We start from the raw sequence: 25,075 nt of genomic DNA, 5'->3' as shown, positions 1-25,075 counted from the left end.
CTTATCTCTTGCTTCAGTCTTCGTCGCTGTGGAGCCTGCGTCGAACGGAGAGCAGTTCCACCTCGGGCCGGCCGGCGACCAGCCGCTCGCAGCGGTCCAGTACGTCGGTGAGGTGCCCCGTGTCCCCGGAGACCACCGCGAGCCCGATCTCGGCCCGGCGGTGGAGGTTCTGATGGCCCGTCTCCGCCGCGCTCACCGCGTACTTGCGCTGGAGCTCGGCGACGATCGGACGGACCAGGGAGCGCTTCTCCTTCAGCGAGTGGACGTCGCCGAGAAGCAGGTCGAAGGACAGAGTCCCCACATACATGTGTGTTCCGGATGTCCCGCCGGTTCGGGGTACGGGCGCCGCTTCGACGCCGATACGGGAACCGTACACGCAACGGCCGGGGCCGATCGACGGAAATAACTTCCGCCGACCGGCCCCAGTCGCGTGTCAGGTCACGCGCGCGGCTTCTCGCGCATCTCGTACGTCGCGATGACGTCGTCGACCTTGATGTCGTTGAAGTTGCCGAGGTTGATACCGCCCTCGAACCCTTCGCGGATCTCGGTGACGTCGTCCTTGAAGCGACGCAGACCCTCGATGTTGAGGTTCTCCGCGACCACCTTGCCGTCGCGGATGAGGCGCGCCTTGGTGTTGCGCTTGACCTCGCCGGACCGGATGAGCACACCGGCGATGTTGCCCAGCTTGGACGACTTGAAGACCTCGCGGATCTCCGCCGTGCCGAGCTCGACCTCCTCGTACTCCGGCTTGAGCATGCCCTTGAGGGCCGCCTCGATCTCCTCGATCGCCTGGTAGATGACCGAGTAGTAGCGGACGTCCACGCCCTCGCGCTCGGCCATCTGCTGTGCCCGCCCGGCGGCGCGCACGTTGAAGCCGATCACGATGGCGTCCGAGCCCATCGCCAGGTCGATGTCGGACTCCGTGACCGCACCGACGCCGCGGTGCAGGACGCGGATGTCGACCTCTTCGCCGACGTCGAGCTGGAGCAGCGAGGACTCCAGGGCCTCGACGGAACCGGAGGCGTCGCCCTTGATGATGAGGTTGAGCTGCTGGACCTCGCCGGCCTTGAGCACCTTGTCCAGGTCCTCAAGGGAGACACGGCGCGTGCGCTTGGCGAACGCGGCGTTGCGCTCACGGGCGGCGCGCTTCTCCGCGATCTGACGGGCCGTACGGTCCTCGTCCACCACGATGAAGTTGTCGCCCGCACCCGGGACGTTGGTCAGACCCAGCACCTGGACCGGCGTGGACGGACCCGCCTCGGCGACGTTGTTGCCGTTGTCGTCGAGCATGGCGCGCACGCGGCCGTAGGCGTCGCCCACCACCATCGTGTCGCCGACCCGCAGGGTGCCTCGCTGGACGAGGACGGTCGCCACGGCACCGCGGCCGCGGTCGAGCCGGGACTCGATCGAGATGCCCTGCGCGTCCTGGTTGGGGTTGGCGCGCAGGTCGAGCGAGGCGTCGGCGGTGAGGATCACGGCCTCCAGCAGGGTGTCGATGTGCAGACCCTGCTTGGCGGAGATGTCGACGAACATGGTGTCGCCGCCGTACTCCTCGGCGACCAGGCCGTACTCGGTCAGCTGACCGCGGACCTTGGTCGGGTCGGCGCCCTCGACGTCGATCTTGTTGACCGCGACGACGATCGGGACGTCGGCCGCCTTGGCGTGATTGAGCGCCTCGACCGTCTGCGGCATGACGCCGTCGTTGGCCGCGACGACCAGGATCGCGATGTCGGTCGACTTCGCACCACGGGCACGCATGGCGGTGAACGCCTCGTGACCCGGGGTGTCGATGAAGGTGATCTTGCGCTCTTCGTCGTTGACCTCGGTGGAGACCTGGTAGGCACCGATGTGCTGGGTGATGCCGCCGGCCTCGCCCGCGATGACGTTCGTCTTGCGGATGGCGTCGAGGAGTCGGGTCTTACCGTGGTCGACGTGACCCATGACGGTCACGACCGGCGGACGGACGACCAGGTCCTCCTCGGTGCCCTCGTCCTCGCCGAACTCCAGGTCGAAGGACTCGAGCAGCTCGCGGTCCTCCTCCTCGGGGCTGACGATCTGAACCGTGTAGTTCATCTCGTCGGCCAGGAGCTGCAGCGTCTCGTCGGAGACGGACTGCGTGGCGGTGACCATCTCGCCGAGGTTCATCATGACCGCGACGAGGGACGCCGGGTTGGCGTTGATCTTCTCCGCGAAGTCGGTGAGCGACGCGCCGCGGGAGAGACGGATGGTCTCGCCGTTGCCGCGCGGCAGCATCACGCCGCCGACGCTCGGGGCCTGCATGGCCTCGTACTCCTGGCGACGCTGCCGCTTCGACTTGCGGCCACGACGCGCCGGACCGCCGGGACGGCCGAAGGCGCCCTGCGTGCCACCGCGACCGCCCGGACCACCGGGACGACCGCCGAAGCCGGGACGGCCACCGCCGCCACCGAAGCCACCGCCACCGGGGCCACCGCCACCGGGACGACCGGCGAAGCCGCCGCCACCCGGACGGGCGCCACCGCCGCCACCGGGACGACCGGCGAAGCCGCCGCCACCGGGACGACCGGCACCGCCGCCGGGACGACCGGCGCCACCGGGACCGCGGCCGCCGGGGCCACCGCCGGGACGCGGGCCGGCAGCGGGACGCTGCGGCATCATGCCGGGGTTCGGACGGGGACCACCGGGACCGCCGCCCGGACGCGGGCCGCCGCCCTGCGGACGGGGCATGCCGCCCGGGGTGGGACGCGCGCCGCCCGGGGCCTGCGGACGGGGACCGCCCGCCGCACCCTGGGGACGCGGACCGCCCTGGCCCTGCGGACGCGGGGCGCCGCCGGGAGCACCGGGGCCACCCGGACGCGGGGCACCGCCCGGCCGGGGCGCCTGCGGGCGCGCCATGCCGGTGGAGCCACCGGAGGTGAAGGGGTTGTTGCCCGGACGGGGACCGGCCGGACGGGCACCGGGACGCGGCGCCTGGCCACCCGGACGCGGGGCGCCGGGGCGCTCACCGCGGCCCTGGCCGCCCTGGCCGGGACCACCCGGACGGGGAGCACCCGGACGCGGCGCCTGACCGGCCGGACGCGGGGCGCCCGGACGCGGGCCGGAGCCCTGGGCGGGCGCGGCGGGAGCCGACGGGGGTGCCGTGAACTCGGGCGTGGTCGGAGCCGGGGACGCCGGCGCGGGGCGCGGCGCGGGCTTCGGGCCCGGGGTGGGACGGGGGCCGGGAGCGGCCGGCGCGGCGGGTGCCGCGGGCTTCTCGGCAGCGGGCGGCTTGGGAGCCGCCGGGCGCGGGGCAGCCGGACGGGCGGCCTGCGCGGGAGAGGGGGCTGCCGGCTTCGCCGGGGCAGCCTTGCGGGCGGGGGCGGGCTTGCCGCCACCATTGCCCTGCTGGAGGGCGTCCGTCAGTTTGCGGACTACAGGCGCTTCGATGGTCGAAGACGCCGAACGGACGAATTCACCGAGTTCCTGGAGCTTGGCCATGACGACCTTGCTCTCCACACCGAACTCCTTGGCGAGTTCGTATACCCGGACCTTAGCCACTTCGCTCCTTTTAGGTCCGGGTTGCAGCCGGACCGTCGCTACTTCATGGGCGTACTCATCGCGTACTCATCGAGTGCTCATCGCAATCTCGACCTACTTCCGACTCGCGAGGTACCAGGGCCGCACGGGGTTCCGCGCGACGCTTCTTACGGTGTTGCCTGCTCGACGTAGTGGCGCAACGCCGTGGTGTCGAGCGGTCCCGGGGCGCGCAACGCCCGTGGGAACGCCCGACGGCGTACCGCCAGGTCGAGACAGACCAGGGCGGGGTGCACATATGCACCCCGGCCGGGCAGCGTACCGCGATGATCCGGGACGCACTCGTCCTTGATCGCCACGATCCGCAGCAAGTCCTTCTTGGCCGCTCGCTCCCGGCACCCCACGCAGGTGCGCTCGGGGCAGGCTGGGGCTCGCGTCCGGCCAGACACTGCTAAGTCTACCTCCCTGTGCCGACCTCACCCCTTTGGGGCAAGAATCGAACAGTTGCCGTGCGACAACACGGCGTGATCTAAGCGCCTCGCGGCGTGGATCTATTCCCCGGGCTGCTCGGTGTCCGGGCGGATGTCGATCCGCCAGCCGGTGAGCCGGGCCGCAAGCCGGGCATTCTGCCCCTCCTTGCCGATCGCCAGGGACAGTTGGTAGTCGGGCACCGTGACCCGCGCGGAGCGGGCCGCGAGGTCCACGATCTCCACCTTGGAGACCCGGGCCGGGGAGAGCGCGTTCGCCACCATCTCGGCCGGGTCGTCCGACCAGTCGACGATGTCGATCTTCTCGCCGTTCAGCTCGGCCATGACATTGCGCACCCGGCCGCCCATCGGGCCGATGCAGGCGCCCTTGGCGTTCAGGCCCGAACGGGTGGAACGGACCGCGATCTTCGTACGGTGACCGGCCTCACGTGCGATGGCGGCGATCTCGACGCTGCCGTCGGCGATCTCCGGCACCTCCAAGGCGAAGAGCTTCTTCACCAGGTTGGGGTGCGTGCGCGAGAGGGTGACGGAGGGGCCGCGGACGCCCTTGGCCACCCGGACGACGTAACTGCGCAGCCGCATGCCGTGCGGGTAGGTCTCGCCGGGCACCTGCTCCTGCACCGGCAGGATGGCCTCCAGCTTGCCGATGTCCACGAGCACGTTCTTCGGGTCGCGGCCCTGCTGGACCACGCCCGTGACGATGTCGCCCTCGCGCCCCGCGTACTCGCCGAGCGTGGCGTCGTCCTCGGCGTCACGCAGCCGCTGCAGGATGACCTGCTTGGCGGTGGTGGCGGCGATACGGCCGAATCCCGACGGGGTGTCGTCGAACTCGCGGGGCTCCTGGCCCTCTTCGAGGTCCTCGGGGTCCTCCTTCGCCCACACGGTCACATGCCCGGTCTCCCGGTTGAGCTCCACGCGCGCGTGTCGGCGGCTTCCCTCGGTGCGGTGGTAGGCGATGAGGAGGGCCGATTCGATCGCCTCGACCAGCAGGTCGAAGGAGATCTCCTTCTCCCGAACCAAGCCCCGCAGGGCACTCATGTCGATGTCCACGGCTACGCCTCCTCCTCTTCCTTCATGTCCTTCTTGTCCTTGCGGTTGAACTCGACCTGGACCCGCGCCTTGGCGATGTCGGCGAAGGCGAGTCTGCGGCTGGTGGCCTTGCGGCCCTTCACACCGGGGACTTCGAGGTCCACGCCCTCGTCGTCCACGGTCAGGATCCGGGCCACCAGGTCGCCGCCCTCGGTGAGCTGGAACTTCACCAGGCGGTCGACGGCACGCACGTAGTGGCGGTGCTCCGTGAGCTCGCGCTCGGCGCCGGGGGTGCCCACTTCGAGGTCGTAGGCGGCATCGCCCATCACATTGGTCTCGTCGAGCTTCGCCGAGAGCGCGCGGCTCACATCGGCGATCTGGTCCAGGTCGGCACCGGAATCGGAGTCGACGACGACACGCAGCACTCGCTTGCGTCCGACGGAGTCCACGGCGATCTCTTCGAGATCGAGCCCCTGTGAGGTGACGAGCGGTTCCAGAAGTTCTCGCAGCCTCTCGCTCTGGGTGGTGCTCATCCGGGTGACTCCTCGGCCGCGTGTGCTGTTGTGGGATGGGTCGCGTGTCTGGATCAAAGGGTATCCGGTCCCGGGGTGTGTTGCCGTCCATCAGCAAGGACGCGGGTGCCGGTGGGTGGTCCCGGACGGCTCCACGGGTACGGTGATCACGGGCGCACAGCCCTCCCCCGCCGTTCGAGCACCGAGGACGTCAGCCGTGCCGTTTCCCCCACCGTCGCGCCCGCCCTCGGGGCCGCGCAGAAGGAGCCTGTTCGCCTCGGCCGCCGGCGCGGTCCTGCTCGCCGGCTGCTCGTCCGCCCCGGACACCGGCGGCGCGGGGGGCACCCCCTCGGCGGCCGACCGGGCACGCGCGCGTGCGGCCCGGGACAGCGCGGATCTGCTGGTGCGCTACGACGCGGTGATCGCCGCCCATCCCCCGCTGGCCGAGCGGCTGCGCCCGCTGCGCGCGGACGTGGTCCGGCACGTGGCGGCCTTCGGCGGTACGGGGAGGAAGAGCCCGGCGCCGTCCGCGTCGGCCTCGCCGTCGCCGAGCGCGCCGGTCGTGCCCACCGACGAGAAGGCGGCCCTGGCGGAGCTCGCCGCGGCCGAACGGGCCCTTGCCGACGCCCGGACCGAGATCCTGATGACGGTGCCCGGTGAGCTGGCCCGGCTGCTGGCGTCGGTCGCGGCGGCCGGAGCGGCGCACGTGTACCTGCTGACGGAGGGTGAGGCGTGAGCAAGAGCAAGGCCGGGGAGCTGACGGCCCTCCAGGCGGCGCTGGCCGCCGAGCACGCGGCCGTCTGGGCGTACGGCGTCGTCGGCGGCCGGGTCCGCGAGGGGCGCCGGGGCGAGGCCCGCAGTGCCTACGACGCCCACCGGGCGCGCCGGGACGCGCTGCTGCGCGAGGTGCTGGACCTGGACGGGGAGCCGGTGGCGGCGGAGCCCGCGTACGCCCTCCCGTTCCCGGTGCCGGACTCCCCGGCCGCGGTGCGGCTCGCCGCCGAGGTGGAGGATCGGGTGGCCGACGTCTACGGCGATCTGGTGCGCGCCGCCACCGGGAAACGGCGGCGTACGGCGGCGGAGGCGCTGCGGGAGGCGGCGGTGCGGGCGGTGCGCTGGCGGGGCGAGAGCGTAGCCTTCCCTGGGCTCGCCGAGTACCCGGGCACCGGCCGGGGACCGGCGACGCCCACGGCGTGACCTGTACTGGAAGGGAACTACTCGCGTATGGCTTTCGAACCGCCGCGGCGTCTGGTCAGGGCGCTCGGTGAGACGGCACCGGACGCCGATGGCTGGCTGGAGAAGCTGCCGGAGACGGCCCGGCAGGCCGTGGCACTACGCGAGTTGACGGTCGAGCGGGTCCAGGTGCCGGGCGGACGCAGCAGCCTGGTGGTACTGGTCCGGCGCTCCGACGGCACCCCCGCCGTGCTGAAACTGGCGCCGCCGCGGGCCCGCCCGGAGAGCGAGCGGGCGGCGCTGGCGCACTGGAACGGCCTGGGCGCCGTTCAGCTGCTGGAGCCGTTCACGACGGAAGGCGTGCTGCTTCTGGAGCGGCTGCACCCCGATGTCTCGGTGCGGTCCCTGCCGGAGGCGAAGGCGCTGCTGGAGGCCGCGGGCACGCTGCGCAGGCTGTGGGTGGTGCCGCCGGGCGACCACGCGTTCGAGACGGTGGCCGAGCGGACCGGCCGTCAGGCGGACGCCATGCGGGTGACGGCGGCCGCGGAGCCGCAGGTGGCCGCGCTGGTCGACGCCGCGCTCACCGCGCGTGCGGAGCTGCTGGCGGCGCCGCCGGAGCACCGGCTGCTGCACGGCACGTTCCGGCAGAGCAAGGTGCTGGCCGGGGAGCGGACGCCGTGGCTGGCCGTGGGGCCGGATCCGGTGGTCGGCGAGTGCGCGTTCGACCTGGCCCGGTTGGTCCGGGACCGGGTCGAGGACCTGATCGCCTCCCCCTCCGGTTCGGCCACCACCAGGCGGCGCATCAAGCGCCTCGCCGAGTCCCTGGACGTGGACCAGGAACGCCTGCGCGGCTGGACGCTGTTCAGGGCCGTGGAGTCCGGGGTGCGGGCGCTCCGGGTCGGCCGGGAACGGGACGCCGAGCTGTTGCTGGAGTTCGCGGGCTGGCTGTAGGCCGTGTCCGCGAAGTCGCGTCGTTCGGCCTGAGGGCGGCAGGCGGGAGTCTGCTGACATGGTCCGGGCCCGTGTGCCGCGCCCCCCTGCGGGGAGCCTCGCAGGGGGGCGCGGTGGGTCCGGCCGACGTGCCTCCCGAGCCTGCCGACCGGGGCTTTGGGCTGGTCAGTACGGGTGTTGCTGCCTCTCGGCGCAGGTCAGCATGTCCTCGACCGCCAGCAGGCGCGTGTGCTCGCGGATGCGCGCCGCGCGGTCGTGCGCTTCTTCCCCCGGTGCGGGTTCCGCGTAGGGGACATGGGCGAACAAGGGCAGTTCGGCAGAGGCGAGCGGCCAGGTCAGCGTGTGCTCCCCGGCGCTGAGCGACAGCACCGGGCCCCCGTCGGCGTCCCGTTCGGTGAGGACGGCACTGGAGGGGTGCAGGGCCGCCAGCCAGGCGAGCAGGTGCGCGCGTTCGAGGCGGACGCCGGTCAGCTCCTGTTCGTAGGAGTCGGCGTTGCGTCGCCAGCGGTCGCGTTCCTGGCGGCAGGTATCCAGGTCCCGTGCGAGTCGGTCGCGGTCGCGGAGCCGGAGGAACCGGCGCAGTGCGGCGGCCAGACGGGCCGGCGGCGAGGGCATGTCGTACTCCGGTGGCGGTGGACGGCGGGAGTGTTCCGGGCCGGCGGTGGTGCCGGGCCGGGTGTTCCTCGCCGGTCGCGGGTGGAGCCGGTGCGGCGGTAGCTGCTCGCGCTCCGGGCGTTGGCGGCGCGGCACGCCTCGTCCACGGGCTCGCCGCGGCGCAGGTGGCGCTGGTAGGCGGCTCGGGTGCCGCAAGGGGCGGCCGGATCCCGCGACGGTGCGGTTCCGTTGCCGTCCGCGGCGGGTGTGCGGGGCGGTAACTGCTGGGCCCGGCGCTCCAGTTCGTAGCGCTGGGCGCCGGTCAGTCCGGCGACGACGCCCTGGCGGCGGCAGCGGGGAAGGCCGCGTTCCCGGCGCAGTACGGCGGCCCGGCAGTGGTCGAGCACCGGGCAGGCCGCGCAGATCGCCACGGCCACGGCCCGGTCCCGGACCGTGAACCACAGCTCCGCGTCCCACTGGCGGCACTCGGCGCGCGCTTCCCAGACACGCGAGCCCTCCTCCGGAACGGCCGGGGTCGTGACGCGGCTCATCCGATCGTCCCGGCCGGGCCGCACACCGGTGTGGCCGGTGGGGTCGGCGGTGCGGGCAGGGCGGGCAGCGGGGCGGGGGCGGGTGTGGTGTCCTCGTGCTGCGGTACCGGCCTCAACGGGCCCAGGTGGGCCGCCACGTTGGCGAGGGAGCAGCGTTCGGGGCGGCCGTCCACCGACATCAGGGGCATGCCGTCGTGACTGCGCCAGCCCTGGAAGTACCAGACCTCCCCGTGCGCGTCGCGCTGCGGGACCGCCAGGTCGTAGGTGGTGGTGCCGAGCCGGAAGAGGCGGTCGCGCGGGGCGGTCCGGGCGGGCGGCGGCGCCTCGACCGCCCGCGCCAGGACGGCCACCCGGACCCCGCCGCGCTCCCCCTCGCCGACGACGGTGTGGGGGCGGTCGCCGTGCCTGACCTCGGTGATTCCCAAGTAGGCCCGCCAGTCGGCCCATTGGAGGGGGCCGTCGACACGGAGCACGACCCGTACCCGGTCGCCGTCCACGCGGACGCCGGAGGGCCCCGGGTGCTCGGTCAGCCGCTGCTCGATGACGGTGGCGACGGCACGGGCCCGGGCGCAGGCGGCGTCCCAGTCCAGTGCCTGCCGCTCCAGTTCGGTGGCCGTGGGCCGGGTGCGGGACCAGCCGCCGTCGGGCCTGCGGTGCAGCACCACGCCGAAGGTGCGCTCGGGGTCGACCAGCAGCCGGGCGGAGTCGAGCGCCTGGGCGACGGCGGTGGCCTGTTCGGGCGGTACGGACTCCAGGACCGTACGGATCACGCCCGCGGCGTGCGGGAGGTTGCTGTTCATGCGGACACCGCCTCCGTCGTCCAGCGCAGTTTCCTCAGGGCCCGGTAGGTCAGCGTCTTGACCGCACCGACGCTGCGGCCGAGGGCGAGGGCCGTCTCCTGCGGGGTGAGTTCGTCGAGGAAGCGCAGTTCCACGCAGTGCCGTTGGAGCGCGTTGAGGCTGTGCAGGGCGCTGCGGACCGTCTCATGGGCCTCGACGGCCTCCAGTTCACGCAGGACCAGGGACTCCGTGTCGTGCTGCGTGCCGCGCGGCTCGTCGAACTCGGCGACCGGGGTCTCCAACCGGGTGCGGCCGCAGGCGACTTCGTCGAGGTAGAGGTTCTTGGCGATGGTGGTCAGCCAGGCGGAGAAGGCCCTGCCCTGCCAGGTGTAGTTGTCGATGCGCCGCAGGGCCCGGATGAAGGCCTCCTGGGTCAGGTCCTCCGCGAGATGTCTGTTGCGGGTGCGGACGAGCAGGAAGCCGTACACATGGCCGTAGTGCTCGTAGTAGAGGGCGGCGAACGCCTCCCGGTCACCGCCGCGGGCGCGGGCGATCAGTTCGGGTTCCGGGCCGGCCGGGGCGGTGATGAGGGTGGGCGGTGGGGACACGATCGGTTCTCCCGTCACGTCATCAATCTTCAGTATTCATGTAGATGTAGATTCCTGGAGCGCGCGTCAACGGTCCACACCGGAAGCCGCGACCCGCGCCGAAGCCATCTACAGTCTTCACGTAGATGCATATAGTGTCAAGACGCGTACACAGCGTGAGAGTTGAGGGTGCTTCACCGGGCCGAGAGGGGCCGGGGCGCGCGCGGTGACACTCCCCGGGCGGCGGCGCCTCCACGCGCTCCCCCGGTACCCCCGCGCCAATCTGCGATCTACTTGCGCTTGTAGATATTGATGGCCGATCCTCGGATCGTGACGAACCCGCAGAGCCGCCCAGGAGACCCCGAACCCGGCCACGATCCACAGCGCCGGGTCGAGGACCTGGCAGGGCTGCTCGCCCGCCTGTTGGCCCAGGCCCCCGGCAGGACCCAGAAGGACCTCGCCATCGAGGCCGGTATCTCCTATCCCACGCTCAACGCCTGGATGAACCGCACCCGCGGCACCTCACGCATCGACCCGGAGAAGCTGCGGGCCATGGTCGAGGTGTTCCGGCGCTGGGGCGTGCGCACCACGCCGAAGGAGTTCTTCGAGGCCGCCGGCCGGCCCGTACCGGGTCCGAGCGAGGACGAGCGCGAGGCCCGGCTCCTGAAGCTGTACCGGCAATTGCCCGAGTCACGCCAGCGGGCGCTGCTCAAGGACGCCGAGGCCATGCTCCAGGTCAGTCGTATCGTCTGAGATCAATCGGCGAATATGCCGAAACGCCCCACAGGGCCCAGAGTCACCGGTACCATCAGTCAGCCGCTGACCTCCCGGAGCGGATCACTCATACTGCAGTGCATCCCTGGGGAGACAGTTGTGTGCATCCACATTTCCCTGACCGAGGGCCTGACGGGGCTAGCCGTCTGGGACCCGGACGAAGTCAGGATCCGCGTCGCTTCGGACGCCCCCGTACGTGATGTTCTCCGGGAGTTGCGGGACATCCTGATCATCGATCTCGGCGCCCCCGCCGCACGCGGCGGACCGCTGCGCTGCTTCTGCGGTATGCGGGTGGAGCTGCCGGAGGAGCTCTTACTCCGCGCCCCCGCGGCCGAGGCCGGCTGAGCCTCCCGCACAACCGCGGGGCCGCTCCCGCCGGAGCGGGAACGGCCCTGCGGTACAGCGCGTTCTAGGCGGTCAGCTTCGCGATCGCCTCGTCCACCGTCAGTTCCTCGCGCTCACCGGTGCGGCGGTCCTTCAGCTCGACCACGCCCTCACCGGAGCGACGGCCGGCCACCAGGATGCGGGGGACGCCGATCAGCTCGGAGTCGGTGAACTTCACGCCCGGGGAGACCCCGGCACGGTCGTCGCACAGCACCCGCAAACCCTTCGCGGCGAGCTTCTCGGAGACCTCCAGGGCGAGTTCGGTCTGCAGCGCCTTGCCCGCGGCGACCACATGGACGTCGGCCGGGGCGACCTCGTCCGGCCAGCACAGGCCCTTGTCGTCGGCGGTCTGCTCGGCGAGCGCGGCGACCGCGCGGGAGACGCCGATGCCGTAGGAGCCCATGGTGACGCGGACCGGCTTGCCGTTCTGGCCGAGGACGTCGAGCTTGAGGGCGTCGGCGTACTTGCGGCCGAGCTGGAAGATGTGGCCGATCTCGATGGCGCGGTCCAGCTTCAGGCCGGTGCCGCACTGGGGGCAGGGGTCGCCCTCCTGGACGACCACGACGTCGACGTACTCGTCGACCTCGAAGTCACGGCCCGCGACGACGTTCTTCGCGTGCGTGCCCTCCTTGTTCGCGCCGGTGATCCACGAGGTGCCGGGGGCGACGCGCGGGTCGGCGAGGTACTTCACCTTCTCCAGACCCTGCGGACCGACGTAGCCGCGGACCAGGTCGGCGCGCTCGGCGAAGTCGGCCTCGGTGACCATCTCGACGACGGCCGGGGCGAAGTGGGCCTCGACCTTGTCCAGGTCGACCTCGCGGTCGCCGGGGACACCGACCGCCACGATCTCACCGTCGACCTTGACCAGGAGGTTCTTCAGGGTGGCGGAGGCCGGGACGCCGAGGTGGGCGGCCAGGGTCTCGATGGTCGGGGTGTCCGGGGTGGGGATCTCCTCGGCGGCGGGCACATCGGCGGCCTCGACCGGCTTCAGCGCGTAGGTGATCGCCTCGGTGTTCGCCGCGAAGTCGCAGTTCGGGCAGTCGGCGAAGGTGTCCTCGCCGGCCTCGGCCGGGGCCAGGAACTCCTCCGACTTCGAGCCGCCCATGGCGCCGGCGGTCGCGGCGCAGATGCGGTAGTCCAGGCCGAGGCGCTCGAAGATCCGGCGGTACGCCTCGCGGTGCAGGGCGTAGGACTTCGCCAGGCCCTCGTCCTCCGTGTCGAAGGAGTACGAGTCCTTCATCAGGAACTCACGGCCGCGCAGGATGCCGGCCCGCGGGCGGGCCTCGTCACGGTACTTGTGCTGGATCTGGTAGAGGATGACCGGCAGGTCCTTGTAGGAGGAAGCCTGGTCCTTCACCAGCAGGGTGAAGATCTCCTCGTGGGTGGGGCCGAGCAGGTAGTCGCCGCCCTTGCGGTCCTTCAGCCGGAACAGCTCCTGGCCGTACTCGTCCCAGCGGCCCGTCGCGTCGTACGGCTCGCGCGGGAGCAGCGCGGGCAGGAGGACTTCCTGGGCGCCGATGGCGTCCATCTCCTCGCGCACGATGCGCTCGACGTTGGCCAGGACCCGCTTGCCGAGGGGCAGCCAGGACCAGATCCCGGCCGCGGTGCGGCGTACGTAGCCCGCGCGGACGAGGAGCTTGTGGCTGAGGACCTCGGCGTCCGCCGGGTCGTCGCGCAGCGTCTTCGCCATCAACTGGGACATGCGCTGGACCGGTGCGTTCGCCATGGGTGTCGTACTCCTGCTGCGTGAAGGTGATGGCAGGAGGTTAGCCGGGGGGTGTGCGGGGGCGGAAATCGGTTAGGGGCGGCGCAGGGGCAGTGGGGCGCCCATCACGGCGTACGGGCGGGGGGCGCTGGGGAAGAGGACCTGGCGGGCGAGGTCCTGGTAGCCGAGGGAGTGGTAGAGGCCGCGGGCCGGGCTGTCGGTGTCGATCGCGGAGAGGATCGAGCGGGGTTCGGCGGCGGAGTCGGTGATCGTGGTGATCAGGGAGCGGCCGATCCCGCGGTTCTGGTGGTCGGGGTGGACGTGCAGCTCGGTGATGACGAAGGAGTCGTCGAGCCAGTGTTCGTTGCCGCGGGCGCGCAGGTACGGCTCGACGACGGTGGACCACCAGTGGGCGCGGTCGTTGGGCATGCCGTAGACGAAGCCGACGAGGCGTCCCCGCACGGTGGCGCCGAGGGCGCGGGCACCGGGGAAGGCCATGTGGCGCAGGACGATCTGACGGCGTACGGCGACCTCGTCCGCGCCGAGTCCGAAGGCTACGGCTTGGACGGCCAGGGCCTCGTCCACGTGGGCCGACAGATCCAGGGGGCCGATCACGAGGTCCATGCGGGGAGGGTACAGGGAGCTAAAAGAGGACGCTCATGAATGCGCCGACCTCGTCGAAGCCGACGCGGCGGTACGTGCGGCGGGCGGCGGTGTTGAAGTCGTTGACGTACAGACTCACCACCGGGGCCACGTCCGCGAGGGCGTAGCGCAGTACCGCCGCCATCGCGGGGGCGGCGATGCCGCGGCCGCGGTACTCGGGGGCCACCCAGACGCCCTGGATCTGGCAGGCGCGGTCGGTGGCGGCACCGATCTCCGCCTTGAAGACGACCTTGCCGCGGTCGTCGAGGCGGGCGAAGGAACGGCCGGAACCGACGAGTTCGGCGACCCGGGCCTGGTAGAGGAGTCCGCCGTCACCGGCCAGCGGGGAGACGCCGACCTCCTCGGTGAACATCGCCACGCAGGCCGGCATGATCGTTTCCATCTCGTCCTTGCGGATCCGACGGACGTACGGGTCGGGGGTGATCGACTCGGGCATGCGGTCGGTGACCATCAGCGGCTGGTGGGCGCGGACGTCACGGGCGGGGCCCCAGCTGGGTTCGAGCAGCCGCCAGAGCTGGGCGGTGGGTTCGGCGGGGCCGACGATCGAGGAGCAGCGGCGGCCGGCGCGACGGGCGCGGTCGGCGAAGGCGCGGACGGCGCGGGGGGTGGCGCAGATGGGGACGAGGTTGGCGCCCGCGTAGCAGAGGGAGGTCAGCATGCCGTCCTCGTACCAGCCCCACATCTCGCCGCCGAGGCGCCAGGGGTCCAGGCCCGCCACCTGGACACGGGAGGCCACGAAGGCGTTCGCGACGGGCTCGCGGTCCAGGACGGCGAGCGCCGCGTCCAGGTCGCTCGGTTCGAGGACCCGGGTTGTGGTCTGCGTCAACACGGGCGGGCCTCACGGGTCAGGGGGCTGATCTCCGCACTGTACCTGCGGAAGCTGGGACGTGCCTTGTGGTGTGCCGGTGCTTTCCACGTGCGGTACGTCCATCCTGCCCCGGGTGCCTGGGGGCTCCGCCCCCAGACCCCGCATCGGCCCTGAACGGGCCTCGTCCTCAAACACCGGACGGGCTGGGAGTGGCCGACCTGCACGGCCACTCGCCCCGAGAACCCGGCCCCGTCAGCCGGCCACCGACACCGTCGGCTCGCCCGACGGGGTGCCCTCGTCCGTCATCTGCTCGGCCAGCTTCATGGCCTCCTCGATGAGGGTTTCGACGATCTTGGACTCCGGGACCGTCTTGATGACCTCGCCCTTGACGAAGATCTGGCCCTTGCCGTTGCCGGAGGCGACGCCGAGGTCGGCCTCGCGGGCCTCGCCGGGACCGTTGACGACGCAGCCCATGACGGCGACGCGGAGGGGGACCTCCATGCCGGTCAGGCCCGCGGTGACCTCCTCGGCCAGCTTGTAGACGTCGACCTGGGCGCGGCCGCAGGACGGGCAGGAGACGATCTCCAGGCCGCGCTGCTTGAGGTTCAGGGACTCCAGGATCTGGATGCCGACCTTGACCTCCTCGGCGGGCGGCGCCGAGAGGGACACGCGGATCGTGTCGCCGATGCCCTGGGAGAGCAGGGCGCCGAAGGCCACCGCGCTCTTGATCGTGCCCTGGAACGCCGGGCCCGCCTCCGTCACACCGAGGTGGAGCGGGTAGTCGCACTGGGCGGCGAGCTGCTTGTACGCCTCGATCATGACGACCGGGTCGTTGTGCTTCACCGAGATCTTGATGTCCCGGAAGTCGTGCTCCTCGAAGAGGGACGCCTCCCACAGCGCCGACTCGACCAGGGCCTCCGGCGTGGCCTTGCCGTACTTCTGGAGCAGGCGCCTGTCGAGGGAGCCCGCGTTGACGCCGATGCGGATCGGGGTGCCGTGGTCCTTCGCGGCCCGCGCGATCTCCTTGACCTTGTCGTCGAACTGCTTGATGTTGCCCGGGTTCACGCGGACCGCCGCGCAGCCCGCCTCGATCGCGGCGAAGACGTACTTCGGCTGGAAGTGGATGTCGGCGATGACCGGGATCTGGGACTTCTTGGCGATGGTCGCGAGGGCGTCGGCGTCGTCCTGGGTGGGGCAGGCCACGCGGACGATCTGGCAGCCGGACGCGGTCAGCTCGGCGATCTGCTGGAGCGTCGCGCCGATGTCGGATGTACGGGTCGTGGTCATCGACTGCACGGAGACCGGGGCGTCGCCGCCCACCGCGACCGTGCCCACCTGGATCTGCCGGCTCTTCCGGCGCTCGGCAACCCTGGTCGGAACGGACGGCATGCCGAGAGAAATCGCAGTCATCTGCTGTGCAACCCCAAGTCGTGGATCAAGGTCCGGTCCCGTCAGCGGCGGGCTCCAGGGTTCGAGATTACGGTACGGGCCTTGCTGCCAGCACATCCCGGCGGCAAACCCACTCAATGGTGGACGGCCGGGAACCGCGGCGTTCCCGGCCGTTCACCGCTACGAGATACGGACCGGGTTGACCACGTCCGCGATCAGCACCAGCAGCGTGAAGCAGACGAAGATCCCGGCCACCACGTACGCCACCGGCATCAGCTTCGCCACGTCGAACGGACCCGGGTCCGGGCGGCGCAGCACCTTGGCGGTGTTGCGGCGCAGCGACTCCCACAGGGCGCCCGCGATGTGGCCGCCGTCCAGCGGCAGCAGCGGGAGCATGTTGAACAGGAACAGGGAGAGGTTGAAGCCCGCGACCAGCATGACCGCCATGGCGAGCTGCTGGCTGGCCGGGATGTCCAGGGTGAAGATCTCGCCGCCCACCCGGGCCGCGCCGACCACGCCCATCGGGGAGTCGGCCTCGCGCTCGCCGTCGCCGAAGGTCGCGTCCCACAGGGCGGGGATCTTGCCGGGCAGCGCGGCGAGGGAGTCGACGGCGTCGCCCACCCGGTCGCCCATCCACGTCACCGAATCGCCGAAGTCCTGCTTGACGATGCCGGTGGCGGCGCTGAAGCCGAGGAAGCCGGCCTCGACGTACTCGCCCTGGACGATCTGCCCGCTGGAGTCCTTCTTGGCGACCTGGTTGGTGGCGATCGTCGCGGTGAGCGGGACCTCCTTGCCGTCCCGTTCGACGATGATGTCGACCTTCTCGCCGGGGTTGGCGCGGATCAGGTCGGAGAGCTGGTTCCAGTCGTCGGTGCGCACGCCGTCGAAGGCGACGATCCGGTCGCCGGCCTTCAGGCCCGCGGCGGCGGCCGGGGAGGACGGGTCGGACTTCTCGCACGTGTCGCGGTTCTCGCTCTGGGCGATGACGCACTTGGAGACCGAGCTGACCGTGGTGGTCTGCTGGGAGATGCCGAAGCCCATGAGCACGGTGAGGAACAGGCCGATGGCCAGCACCAGGTTCATGAACGGGCCCGCGAACATCACGATGACCCGCTTCCACGGCTTGCGCGTGTAGAAGAGGCGGGTCTCGTCACCCGGCTTGAGCTCCTCGAACGCGGCCTCGCGGGCGTCCTCGATCATGCCGCGCCAGGGCGAGGTGGAGCGGGCCTCCAGGCGTCCGTCGGGACCGGGCGGGAACATGCCGATCATCCGGATGTAGCCACCGAACGGGACGGCCTTGATGCCGTACTCCGTCTCGCCCTTCTTGCGCGACCACAGGGTCGGGCCGAAGCCGACCATGTACTGCGGCACGCGGATGCCGAAGAGCTTGGCGGTGGACAGGTGCCCCAGCTCGTGCCACGCGATCGAGAACAGCAGCCCGACAGCGAAGACCACTATGCCGAGGATGAACATCAGGGTCGTCATGCACGGGCCTCCGCCGTCTGTGCCGCCAGTTCCCGGGCCCGGGTCCGTGCCCAGGTCTCCGCTTCGAGGACGTCCGCGACGGTGAGAGAGGTTCCCGTGGCCGGGGTTCCGTGCTCCTGGACCACCCGTGTGACGGTATCCATGATCCCGTTGAAGGGCAGCGCGCCGGACCGGAAGGCCTCCACGCACTCCTCGTTGGCGGCATTGAACACCGCCGGGGCCGTACCCGCGAGCTCACCGACGTGGCGGGCGAGGTTCACCGACGGGAACGCCTCGTTGTCGAGCGGGAAGAACTCCCATGTCGAGGCCTTGCTCCAGTCGAACGCGGGCGCCGCGTCCGGGACGCGCTCCGGCCAGCCGAGGCCGATGGCGATCGGCCCGCGCATGTCGGGGGGCGTCGCCTGCGCGATCGTCGATCCGTCCGTGAACTCCACCATCGAGTGAACATACGACTGGGGATGCACGACGACCTCAATGCGGTCGAAGGGCATGTCGTAGAGGAGGTGCGCCTCGATGACCTCCAGGCCCTTGTTGACGAGGGTCGCGGAGTTGATCGTGATCACCGGGCCCATGGCCCAGGTGGGGTGCGCGAGGGCGTCCTCGACGGTGACGTGCGCCAGCTCCTCCTTCGTACGGCCGCGGAAGGGGCCGCCGGAGGCGGTGACGACGAGCTTGCGCACGTCCGCGCGGGTACCGGAGGCCAGCGCCTGGAAGAGGGCGGCGTGCTCGGAGTCGACCGGGATGATCTGGCCGGGCTTGGCGAGCGCCTTGACCAGCGGGCCGCCGACGATGAGCGACTCCTTGTTGGCGAGCGCGAGGGTGCGGCCCGCCTCCAGGGCGGCGAGGGTGGGGGCGAGGCCGATGGAGCCGGTGATGCCGTTGAGGACGGTGTGGCAGTCGGAGGCGGCGGCGTGGGTGGCCGCCTCGGGCCCGGCGAGGATCTCGGGGAGCGGCTCGCCCGCGCCGTAGCGCTCGCGCAGCGCTTCGCGCAGCTCCGGTACGACGTCCTCGCGGGCGACCGCGACCGTGTTCACCCGCAGGCGGTGGGCCTGCTCGGCGAGGAGGGCGACGCGCCCGCCGTGGGCGGAGAGCGCGGTGACCCGGAACCGGTCGGGGTTGCGCAGCACGAGGTCGATGGCCTGGGTGCCGATCGACCCGGTGGAGCCGAGGATCACCACGTCCTTCGGGCCGTCGCCCGCTACGGGGTCGAAGACCAGGTGCGGGTCGGCGAGGGCGCGGGCCAAAAGCCCCGTGGTCCGCCCGGAGGGCGGGCCCTGCGGCGTCAGGCGCGTGCTCTCGGCGTGCCGGGCGTTGGCCCTCGTACTGGATGTACTTGGGTCAGCGCCCGGTGCGTCGAGAGTGCGTGCATGGCGTCGCGGGGCAGACGGGGCTTCCGGCCCGCGCCCTCGTGCGGCTGGAGAGTCACTCATTCCCCCATTGTGGCCGGAACGGGGCGTGCAAAGGACAGGGCGGTCCCTCTCACGGGGGTGCGTGGGTGCGGACATCCCGCTGGGCGCGGACATCCTGCTCGTAGGACAGGCGCTCCCCCCTTACGGGGGCAAAGGGGGGAGCGCCCCGTTCGTGCGCCGTCAGCGGATCGGGCGGTGGACGTTCTCCCGTTCGCTGGGGCCGGGGGTCGCGTCCGCGATCCACGGGCCGTCGGTGGAGGGGTCGACGATGCCTTCCTCCAGCCACTCGTACGTGCCCGACATCACGCCCTTGACGACCGTGCGGTCGACGTCGTCGGTGTTGTGCCACAGGCGGCCGAAGAGCTCCTCGATCCGCAGCCGGGACTGGCGGCAGAAGGCGTCGGCGAGCTGGTACGCCTCGCGGCCGTGCTCGCCCTGGGCGCGCAGGTGCTCGGCGCGGACGCAGACGGCGCTCATGGCGAACAGTTCGGCGCCGATGTCGACGATCCGGCCCAGGAAGCCCTGCTTGGTCTCCATCCGGCCCTGCCAGCGGGACATGGCGTAGAAGGTGGAGCGGGCGAGCTTGCGGGAGGTGCGTTCGACGTAGCGCAGGTGGGTGGCCAGGTCGACGTCGTGCTTGAAGTCGCCGTACGCGTAGGGCAGCTGGCCCTGGCCCGCGACCAGCTTCGGCAGCCACTTGGCGTAGAAGACGCCCGCCCCGGCGCCCGCCTTCGCCTTCTGCTGGAGGGACTTGTCGGGGTCGATGAGGTCCCCGGCGACGGAGAGGTGGGCGTCGACGGCCTCGCGTGCGATGAGCAGGTGCATGATCTCCGTGGAGCCCTCGAAGATCCGGTTGATGCGCAGGTCGCGCAGCATCTGCTCGGCGGGGACCCCGCGCTCGCCGCGGGCCCGGAGCGAGTCGGCGGTCTCGAAGCCGCGGCCGCCGCGGATCTGGACCAGCTCGTCGGCCATCAGCCAGCCCATCTCGGAGGCGTAGAGCTTGGCGAGGGCGCCTTCGATCCGGATGTCGTTGCGGTCCTCGTCGGCCATCTGGGAGGCGAGGTCGGTGACGGCCTCCAGGGCGAAGGTGGTGGCCGCGATGAAGGAGATCTTGGCGCCAACCGCCTCGTGGTGGGCGACCGGCTTGCCCCACTGCTCACGGGCGGCCGACCACTCGCGGGCGATCTTCAGGCACCACTTGCCGGCCGCGACGCAGGAGGCGGGCAGGGACAGCCGCCCGGTGTTCAGCGTGGTCAGCGCGATCTTCAGGCCGGCGCCCTCGGGGCCGATGCGGTTGGCGGCGGGGACCCGGACCTGGTGGAAGCGGGTGACGCCGTTCTCGATGCCGCGCAGGCCCATGAAGGCGTTGCGGTTCTCGACGGTGATGCCGGGCGAGTTGGTCTCGACGACGAAGGCCGTGATGCCGCCCTTGTGTCCTTCGGACTTCGGCACCCGCGCCATGACGACGAGGAGGTCGGCGACCACGCCGTTGGTGGTCCACAGCTTCACGCCGTCGAGGATGTAGTCGTCCCCGTCCGGTACGGCGGAGGCGGCGAGCCGGGCCGGGTCGGAGCCCACGTCCGGCTCGGTGAGCAGGAAGGCGGAGATGTCGGTCCGGGCGCAGCGCGGCAGGAACCGTTCCTTCTGCTCGGGGGTGCCGAACAGCTTCAGCGGCTGGGGCACGCCGATCGACTGGTGGGCGGAGAGCAGCACGCCGATGGCGGGCGAGGCGGAGCCGGCCAGGGCGAGGGCCTTGTTGTAGTACACCTGGCCGAGGCCGAGGCCGCCGTACTTGGTGTCGATCTTCATGCCGAGGGCGCCGATCTCCTTGAGGCCGGTGATGACCTCGTCGGGGATGCGGGCCTCGCGTTCGATCTGGGCGCCGTCGACCTTGGTCTCCAGGAAGTCGCGCAGTTTGGCGAGGAACTCCTCGCCGCGCTGGGTGGCCTCGTCGGTCGGCATGGGGTGCGGGTGGATGAGGTCGAGCCGGAAGCGCCCGAGGAACAGTTCCTTGGCGAAGCTCGGCTTGCGCCAGTCCTGCTCGCGGGCCGCCTCGGCCACTTGGCGCGCTTCACGCTCAGTCACTGTGGGCTTGGTCGTTGGTGCGGACATGAGGCTCACCTCGCCGCGAATAGGGATCTCTGACAGATCGTGAGGACCGGTCGTGCGGACGTAGAGTTACTGACCGGTGCTACTCGATCGTATGTACCCGATTACCGGCGAGGTGGCCACCCCGCGTGCGGCCGTTCGGCCGATGTCGGCCTTGATTTGATTGTCGAAGCGCTTCGACGGCCTATGGACACCCACCCTTCGTGCGGCTACTGTCGAACCACCCTCACCCGCCCCTATTCATCGTGCGCACTGTCGAAGCGCTTCACAAAACTGGGAGAAGCCGGATGGTCACCCTCGCCGAGGTCGCCCAGCACGCCGGAGTCTCGGCGAGCACGGTGAGCTATGTCCTCAGCGGCAAGCGGTCCATCTCCGCGACCACCCGGCAGCGGGTCGAGCAGTCCATCCGCGAGCTGGGCTACCACCCGAACGCGGGCGCGCGGGCGCTGGCCAGCAGCCGGTCCAACATCATCGCGCTGATGGTCCCGCTGCGCACCGACATGTACGTGCCGGTGATGATGGAGATCGCCATCGCGGTGGCCACCACCGCGCGCACCCACGGCCACGACGTCCTGCTGCTCACCGGCGAGGAGGGCCCGGACGCGGTACGCCGGGTCACCGGCAGCGGGCTCGCGGACGCCATGATCCTGATGGACGTCGAACTCGACGACGAACGCCTGCCGCTGCTCAGGGAGGCCGCCCAGCCCTCCGTACTGATCGGACTGCCCGCCGACACCACCGGGCTGACCTGCGTCGATCTGGACTTCCGGGCGACCGGCGCGCTGTGCGTGGAGCATCTGGCGGGGCTCGGTCACCGGGATATCGCGGTCATCGGCGAGGCGCCCGCGGTCTACGAGCGGCACACCGGTTTCGCCGAGCGGACCCTCGACGGGCTGCGCTCGCGCGCCCGGGAGACGGGCGTACGGCTGCTGCACCGGCCCTGCGAGGGCGGCTACGACGCCATGGCCGTGACCCTCGCGCGGGTCTTCGACGAGCGCCCCGGCACCACCGGGTTCGTGGTGCAGAACGAGTCGGCCGTGGAGCCCCTGCTCGCCCTGCTGCGCCAGCAGGGCCGCGCGGTGCCGGAGGACGTCTCCGTGGTCGCGATCTGCCCCGACCAGGTCGCCGTGCAGGCCTCCGTGCGGCTGACCTCCGTCTCCATCCCGGCCCAGGAGATGGGCCGGCGCGCCGTGGAGCACCTGGTGGCCAAGCTGGACGGCCGGGGCGAGGACGAAGTCGTGCTCCTCGCCCCCGAACTGACGGTCCGGGCGAGTTCGGGACCGGCCGCTTCCTGACCCGCACCTGCCCTGGCGCCCCCTGTCCCCGAGGGGGCTGCTTCCCCCTGCCATCGTTCAGGAGTACGCCTCGTGAATCTGCCTGCCGAACCCCCTGTGAAGGTCAGCCTGGCGCAGTCCTCCCCCACCGTCGGCACGTTCCGCGAGCGCGACGGCGCGCTGGAGTGGAGCGGCCGCCAGGAGACCGTGCGCGTGGAACCGTGGGGCCCGGACGCGGTGCGGGTACGGACCCGGCTCGGCGGGCCGGTGCTGGAGGACCTGCCCGGGGCGCTGCTGGACGAGGCCCCGGCGACCTCGTCGACCGTCAAGATCGAGGACGGCCGCGGGCAGCTCACCGTCGGCGCGCTCACCGTCCACCTCGACGCCGAGGGCATGATCCGCTTCGTGCGCACCGCGGACGGCGGGGAACTGCTCGCCGAGGAACGCGCCCACTTCTGGTGGCCGGGACCCCGCCTCTACACGGCGGTCGGCAACGGCTACCACCGCCTGGAGCAGCGCTTCGCCGCCTACGACGACGAGAAGCTGTACGGCCTGGGCCAGCACCAGCACGGGCGGCTGGACCAGAAGGGCCTGGTCCTGGACCTCATCCAGCGCAACGCCGAGGTCTCCGTCCCCGTGCTGGTCTCCAGCCGCGGCTACACCCTGCTGTGGAACAACCCGGCGATCGGCCGCGTGGAGCTGGCCCACAACGGCACGCGCTGGGTGGCCGACTCGGCCCGCCAGATCGACTACTGGATCTGCGCGGGCGACCCGGCCGACGGTCAGCGCCGCTACAGCGCGGTGACCGGACGCACGCCGATGCTGCCGGAGTGGGCGGCCGGGTTCTGGCAGTGCAAGCTGCGCTACCGCACCCAGGACGAACTCCTCGCCGTGGCCCGGGAGTACAGGCGCCGGGGCCTGCCGCTGTCGGCGATCGTCTGCGACTTCTTCCACTGGACGCACCTGGGCGACTGGAAGTTCGACCCGAAGGAGTGGCCGGACCCGGCCGCGATGGTCCGGGAACTGGACGAGATGGGCGTGAAGCTGGTCGTCAGCGTCTGGCCGTCGGTCTCCCCGCTCTCCGAGAACCACCCGGTGCTGGAGCAGCGCGGCTGGTTCATCGGCACCCAGTACGGCCCGACCGCGCACGCCGACTGGCCGGACAAGGAGGTCGCCTCCACCGTCCAGATCGCCTTCTACGACGCCACCCATCCCGAGGCACGCGACTTCGTGTGGTCCAGGATCAGGGCCAACTACCTGGAGCCGTACGGCATCACGGCCTTCTGGCTGGACGCCTGCGAGCCGGAGCTGAAGCCCGGCTTCCAGGAGAACCTGCGCTACTGGGCGGGCCCCGGTCTGGAGGTCGGCAACCTCTACCCGGCGGAGAACTCCCGCACCTTCCACGAGGGGCTGACCGCCGCCGGGGAGACCGAGGTGGTCACGCTGAACCGGTCGGCGTGGGCGGGCAGCCAGCGCTACGGCGCCGCCCTGTGGTCCGGCGACATCGGCACCGACTTCCCGACCCTGCGCCGCCAGATCGCGGCGGGCCTGAACACCGCGCTGTCCGGCATCCCCTGGTGGAACACCGACATCGGCGGCTTCCACGGCGGCGACCCGGAGGACCCCGCGTACCGCGAGGTGATGGTCCGCTGGTTCCAGTTCGGCGCGTTCTCGCCGCTGATGCGCCTGCACGGCTTCCGCGACCCCGGTATGCCGCTCGGCCCGGACATGACGGGCGGCCCCAACGAGGTCTGGTCGTACGGCGAGGAGGCCGGCGCGATCCTGGAGCGGTACCTGCGTCTGCGCGGGCGGCTGCGGCCGTACGTCATGGAGGTCATGCGGGCGGCGCACGAGGAAGGGCTGCCGGTGATGCGGCCGCTGTTCCTGGAATTCCCCGCCGACCAGGCGTGCTGGGGCGTCGACGACGCCTACCTCTTCGGCCCCGACCTGCTGGTGGCCCCGGTGCTGACGGCGGGCGCCACCGCCCGCACCACGTACCTCCCGGCGGGCGCCCGCTGGACCGACGCGTGGACGGGACGGACGTACGAGGGCGGTCGGGCCGTGACGGTGGACGCGCCGCTGGACCGCATCCCGCTGTTCCTGCGCGACGGCGCCGAGCTGCCGATCGCGGAATGACGTGTGCGGCCGGTCCCGTAGGGGAGGATCGGCCACACACTTCCTACCCGGTCAGCTGCTGCTGACCGTCAGGTTGTTGGTGTAGAAGTCCAGACCGCCGGCGGACGAGGTGATCTCGTAGCCGAACTGGACGTCCCCGATGGTCTCGTTCCCCATCCAGCCCTTGGTGTCCTTGATCCACTTGAGGATCGGCAGGATGTTGACGGTCCCGGAGCTGGAGTCCGAGGTGCGCAGGAACGAGAACACTTCCTTGGAGCCGTTGTTGCCCTTGTACACGTTCCAGGTGTGCCCGCCGAGCGTGACCGAGCCCTGGGAGGTGCCGAGCGGGCCGACGGCTCCGTTGTAGTTGACCCACAGCATGATCTCGTAGTCGTAGTCCGTGTCCCAGATGTCGTACGAGGTGTTGTACGCGCCGGACGACGGGACGGTGACGTTGTAGCTGCTGGTCAGCGAGGCGAGGGAGGTGATCGACTTGTTGACCACCTTCTTGGCGTTCGGGTACGACTTGATGCCGCCGGTGTTGGGGTGGTCGGCCCAGACGCCCCAGTTCGTGCCGGAGTTGGCCCAGACGCACTGGGCGCCCGCGCCGGAGCCCCAGATGTTGTTGTAGAGCGTGTAGCCGTTGAGGCTGGTGTTGCCCCACTGGTCGCAGGAACTCCAGACGGCGGCGTGCGCCGGGGCGGAGGCGAGGCCGACGGTGGCGCCGAGCGCGAGCGCCGGGGCAAGCAGGGCCTTGGTGAGGCGGCCGAGTGTGCGGGTTGCTGCCATGGTGTCCCTTCCATG

At 71.4% G+C, this 25,075-nt stretch carries 24 protein-coding genes; 7 read left to right on the top strand and 17 right to left on the bottom strand.

All coding sequences use genetic code 11. The features are described 5' to 3' along the window. Positions 1-13: 13 nt before the first annotated feature. The 5 genes from ACZ7L7_RS20835 to rimP all read right to left on the bottom strand — a co-directional run bounded on the left by ACZ7L7_RS20835 (position 14) and on the right by rimP (position 5,542). The gene (locus ACZ7L7_RS20835; RefSeq protein WP_261719582.1) at positions 14-307 is read right to left on the bottom strand and encodes a DUF503 domain-containing protein; all 294 of its coding nucleotides are present in this window, start codon (positions 305-307) and stop codon (positions 14-16) included. Between the two features lie 131 nt (positions 308-438). Beyond that, on the bottom strand, positions 439-3,516 hold the full coding sequence (gene infB / locus ACZ7L7_RS20830) for a translation initiation factor IF-2 (RefSeq protein WP_285513730.1): 3,078 nt from the start codon (positions 3,514-3,516) through the stop codon (positions 439-441). A gap of 146 nt (positions 3,517-3,662) precedes the next feature. After that, positions 3,663-3,941, bottom strand: a complete 279-nt coding sequence (locus ACZ7L7_RS20825) for a YlxR family protein (protein ID WP_093719013.1) — start codon at positions 3,939-3,941, stop codon at positions 3,663-3,665. A 102-nt stretch (positions 3,942-4,043) separates the two neighbouring features. Next, complete coding sequence (gene nusA / locus ACZ7L7_RS20820; protein ID WP_285513729.1) at positions 4,044-5,030, bottom strand: transcription termination factor NusA; 987 nt, start codon at positions 5,028-5,030, stop codon at positions 4,044-4,046. Between the two features lie 2 nt (positions 5,031-5,032). Next, positions 5,033-5,542 carry a ribosome maturation factor RimP gene (rimP, locus tag ACZ7L7_RS20815; protein WP_285513728.1) on the bottom strand — a complete coding sequence of 170 codons (510 nt, stop codon included), beginning with the start codon at positions 5,540-5,542 and terminating at the stop codon, positions 5,033-5,035. A gap of 196 nt (positions 5,543-5,738) precedes the next feature. Between rimP and ACZ7L7_RS20810 the strand changes: the two genes are divergently transcribed. The 3 genes from ACZ7L7_RS20810 to ACZ7L7_RS20800 are packed head-to-tail and all read left to right on the top strand — an operon-like array spanning position 5,739 to position 7,645. Continuing rightward, complete coding sequence (locus tag ACZ7L7_RS20810) at positions 5,739-6,257, top strand: hypothetical protein (RefSeq protein ID WP_471592953.1); 519 nt, start codon at positions 5,739-5,741, stop codon at positions 6,255-6,257. After that, entirely contained in the window at positions 6,254-6,718 is a 465-nt protein-coding gene (locus ACZ7L7_RS20805; protein ID WP_285513726.1) for a ferritin-like domain-containing protein, read from the top strand. The genes ACZ7L7_RS20810 and ACZ7L7_RS20805 overlap by 4 nt, the downstream gene beginning before the upstream one ends. A 27-nt stretch (positions 6,719-6,745) precedes the next feature. After that, positions 6,746-7,645 (top strand): aminoglycoside phosphotransferase family protein, encoded by a 900-nt coding sequence (locus tag ACZ7L7_RS20800; protein WP_285513725.1) that lies wholly within the window; start codon positions 6,746-6,748, stop codon positions 7,643-7,645. Between the two features lie 165 nt (positions 7,646-7,810). Here ACZ7L7_RS20800 and ACZ7L7_RS20795 read toward each other — a convergent pair whose 3' ends face one another. The 4 genes from ACZ7L7_RS20795 to ACZ7L7_RS20780 are packed head-to-tail and all read right to left on the bottom strand — an operon-like array spanning position 7,811 to position 10,195. Further along, positions 7,811-8,179, bottom strand: a complete 369-nt coding sequence (locus ACZ7L7_RS20795; RefSeq protein WP_471592952.1) for a hypothetical protein — start codon at positions 8,177-8,179, stop codon at positions 7,811-7,813. After that, positions 8,113-8,790, bottom strand: coding sequence for a WhiB family transcriptional regulator (locus ACZ7L7_RS20790; protein ID WP_472076768.1), 678 nt, complete (start codon positions 8,788-8,790; stop codon positions 8,113-8,115). Before ACZ7L7_RS20790 ends, ACZ7L7_RS20795 begins: the two co-directional genes overlap by 67 nt. Next, on the bottom strand, positions 8,787-9,590 hold the full coding sequence (locus ACZ7L7_RS20785) for a BN159_2729 family protein (RefSeq protein ID WP_285513723.1): 804 nt from the start codon (positions 9,588-9,590) through the stop codon (positions 8,787-8,789). The genes ACZ7L7_RS20790 and ACZ7L7_RS20785 overlap by 4 nt, the downstream gene beginning before the upstream one ends. Continuing rightward, on the bottom strand, positions 9,587-10,195 hold the full coding sequence (locus tag ACZ7L7_RS20780; RefSeq protein ID WP_453605783.1) for an RNA polymerase sigma factor: 609 nt from the start codon (positions 10,193-10,195) through the stop codon (positions 9,587-9,589). Before ACZ7L7_RS20780 ends, ACZ7L7_RS20785 begins: the two co-directional genes overlap by 4 nt. Before the next feature lie 291 nt (positions 10,196-10,486). On the opposite strand from ACZ7L7_RS20780, the gene ACZ7L7_RS20775 reads away from it, so the two are divergent. Next, on the top strand, positions 10,487-10,909 hold the full coding sequence (locus ACZ7L7_RS20775) for a helix-turn-helix domain-containing protein (RefSeq protein ID WP_093719127.1): 423 nt from the start codon (positions 10,487-10,489) through the stop codon (positions 10,907-10,909). A gap of 120 nt (positions 10,910-11,029) precedes the next feature. Then, positions 11,030-11,275, top strand: a complete 246-nt coding sequence (locus tag ACZ7L7_RS20770; protein ID WP_285513721.1) for a hypothetical protein — start codon at positions 11,030-11,032, stop codon at positions 11,273-11,275. A gap of 64 nt (positions 11,276-11,339) precedes the next feature. On the opposite strand, the gene ACZ7L7_RS20765 is transcribed toward ACZ7L7_RS20770, so the two are convergent. The 7 genes from ACZ7L7_RS20765 to ACZ7L7_RS20735 form a co-directional block, all read right to left on the bottom strand. Continuing rightward, a complete protein-coding gene (locus ACZ7L7_RS20765; RefSeq protein ID WP_285513720.1) occupies positions 11,340-13,040 on the bottom strand; it encodes a proline--tRNA ligase in 1,701 nt (566 codons plus the stop codon). A gap of 72 nt (positions 13,041-13,112) precedes the next feature. After that, entirely contained in the window at positions 13,113-13,643 is a 531-nt protein-coding gene (locus tag ACZ7L7_RS20760; protein WP_285513719.1) for a GNAT family N-acetyltransferase, read from the bottom strand. A 19-nt stretch (positions 13,644-13,662) separates the two neighbouring features. Next, on the bottom strand, positions 13,663-14,511 hold the full coding sequence (locus ACZ7L7_RS20755; protein ID WP_285513718.1) for a GNAT family N-acetyltransferase: 849 nt from the start codon (positions 14,509-14,511) through the stop codon (positions 13,663-13,665). A 231-nt stretch (positions 14,512-14,742) separates the two neighbouring features. Then, positions 14,743-15,900, bottom strand: a complete 1,158-nt coding sequence (ispG, locus tag ACZ7L7_RS20750; protein WP_093719024.1) for a flavodoxin-dependent (E)-4-hydroxy-3-methylbut-2-enyl-diphosphate synthase — start codon at positions 15,898-15,900, stop codon at positions 14,743-14,745. 159 nt (positions 15,901-16,059) lie between these two features. Beyond that, on the bottom strand, positions 16,060-17,352 hold the full coding sequence (locus ACZ7L7_RS20745) for a M50 family metallopeptidase (protein ID WP_285513750.1): 1,293 nt from the start codon (positions 17,350-17,352) through the stop codon (positions 16,060-16,062). A gap of 8 nt (positions 17,353-17,360) precedes the next feature. Continuing rightward, a complete protein-coding gene (gene dxr / locus ACZ7L7_RS20740; RefSeq protein ID WP_453605789.1) occupies positions 17,361-18,608 on the bottom strand; it encodes a 1-deoxy-D-xylulose-5-phosphate reductoisomerase in 1,248 nt (415 codons plus the stop codon). 345 nt (positions 18,609-18,953) lie between these two features. Continuing rightward, on the bottom strand, positions 18,954-20,885 hold the full coding sequence (locus ACZ7L7_RS20735; RefSeq protein ID WP_285513716.1) for an acyl-CoA dehydrogenase family protein: 1,932 nt from the start codon (positions 20,883-20,885) through the stop codon (positions 18,954-18,956). A gap of 284 nt (positions 20,886-21,169) precedes the next feature. Between ACZ7L7_RS20735 and ACZ7L7_RS20730 the strand changes: the two genes are divergently transcribed. Together ACZ7L7_RS20730 and ACZ7L7_RS20725 are read left to right on the top strand one after the other, a co-directional pair. Beyond that, positions 21,170-22,177, top strand: a complete 1,008-nt coding sequence (locus ACZ7L7_RS20730) for a LacI family DNA-binding transcriptional regulator (RefSeq protein WP_453605793.1) — start codon at positions 21,170-21,172, stop codon at positions 22,175-22,177. A gap of 72 nt (positions 22,178-22,249) precedes the next feature. Further along, positions 22,250-24,292 (top strand): glycoside hydrolase family 31 protein, encoded by a 2,043-nt coding sequence (locus tag ACZ7L7_RS20725; protein ID WP_471592950.1) that lies wholly within the window; start codon positions 22,250-22,252, stop codon positions 24,290-24,292. A 51-nt stretch (positions 24,293-24,343) separates the two neighbouring features. Here ACZ7L7_RS20725 and ACZ7L7_RS20720 read toward each other — a convergent pair whose 3' ends face one another. Next, complete coding sequence (locus ACZ7L7_RS20720) at positions 24,344-25,060, bottom strand: glycoside hydrolase family 12 protein (protein WP_472076764.1); 717 nt, start codon at positions 25,058-25,060, stop codon at positions 24,344-24,346. Positions 25,061-25,075: the final 15 nt, after the last annotated feature.

The organism is Streptomyces sp. NPDC110618, from assembly GCF_055657065.1.
The sequence above is the reverse complement of the archived record's forward strand: the minus strand, read 5'-3'. Positions and strand labels throughout refer to the sequence as shown.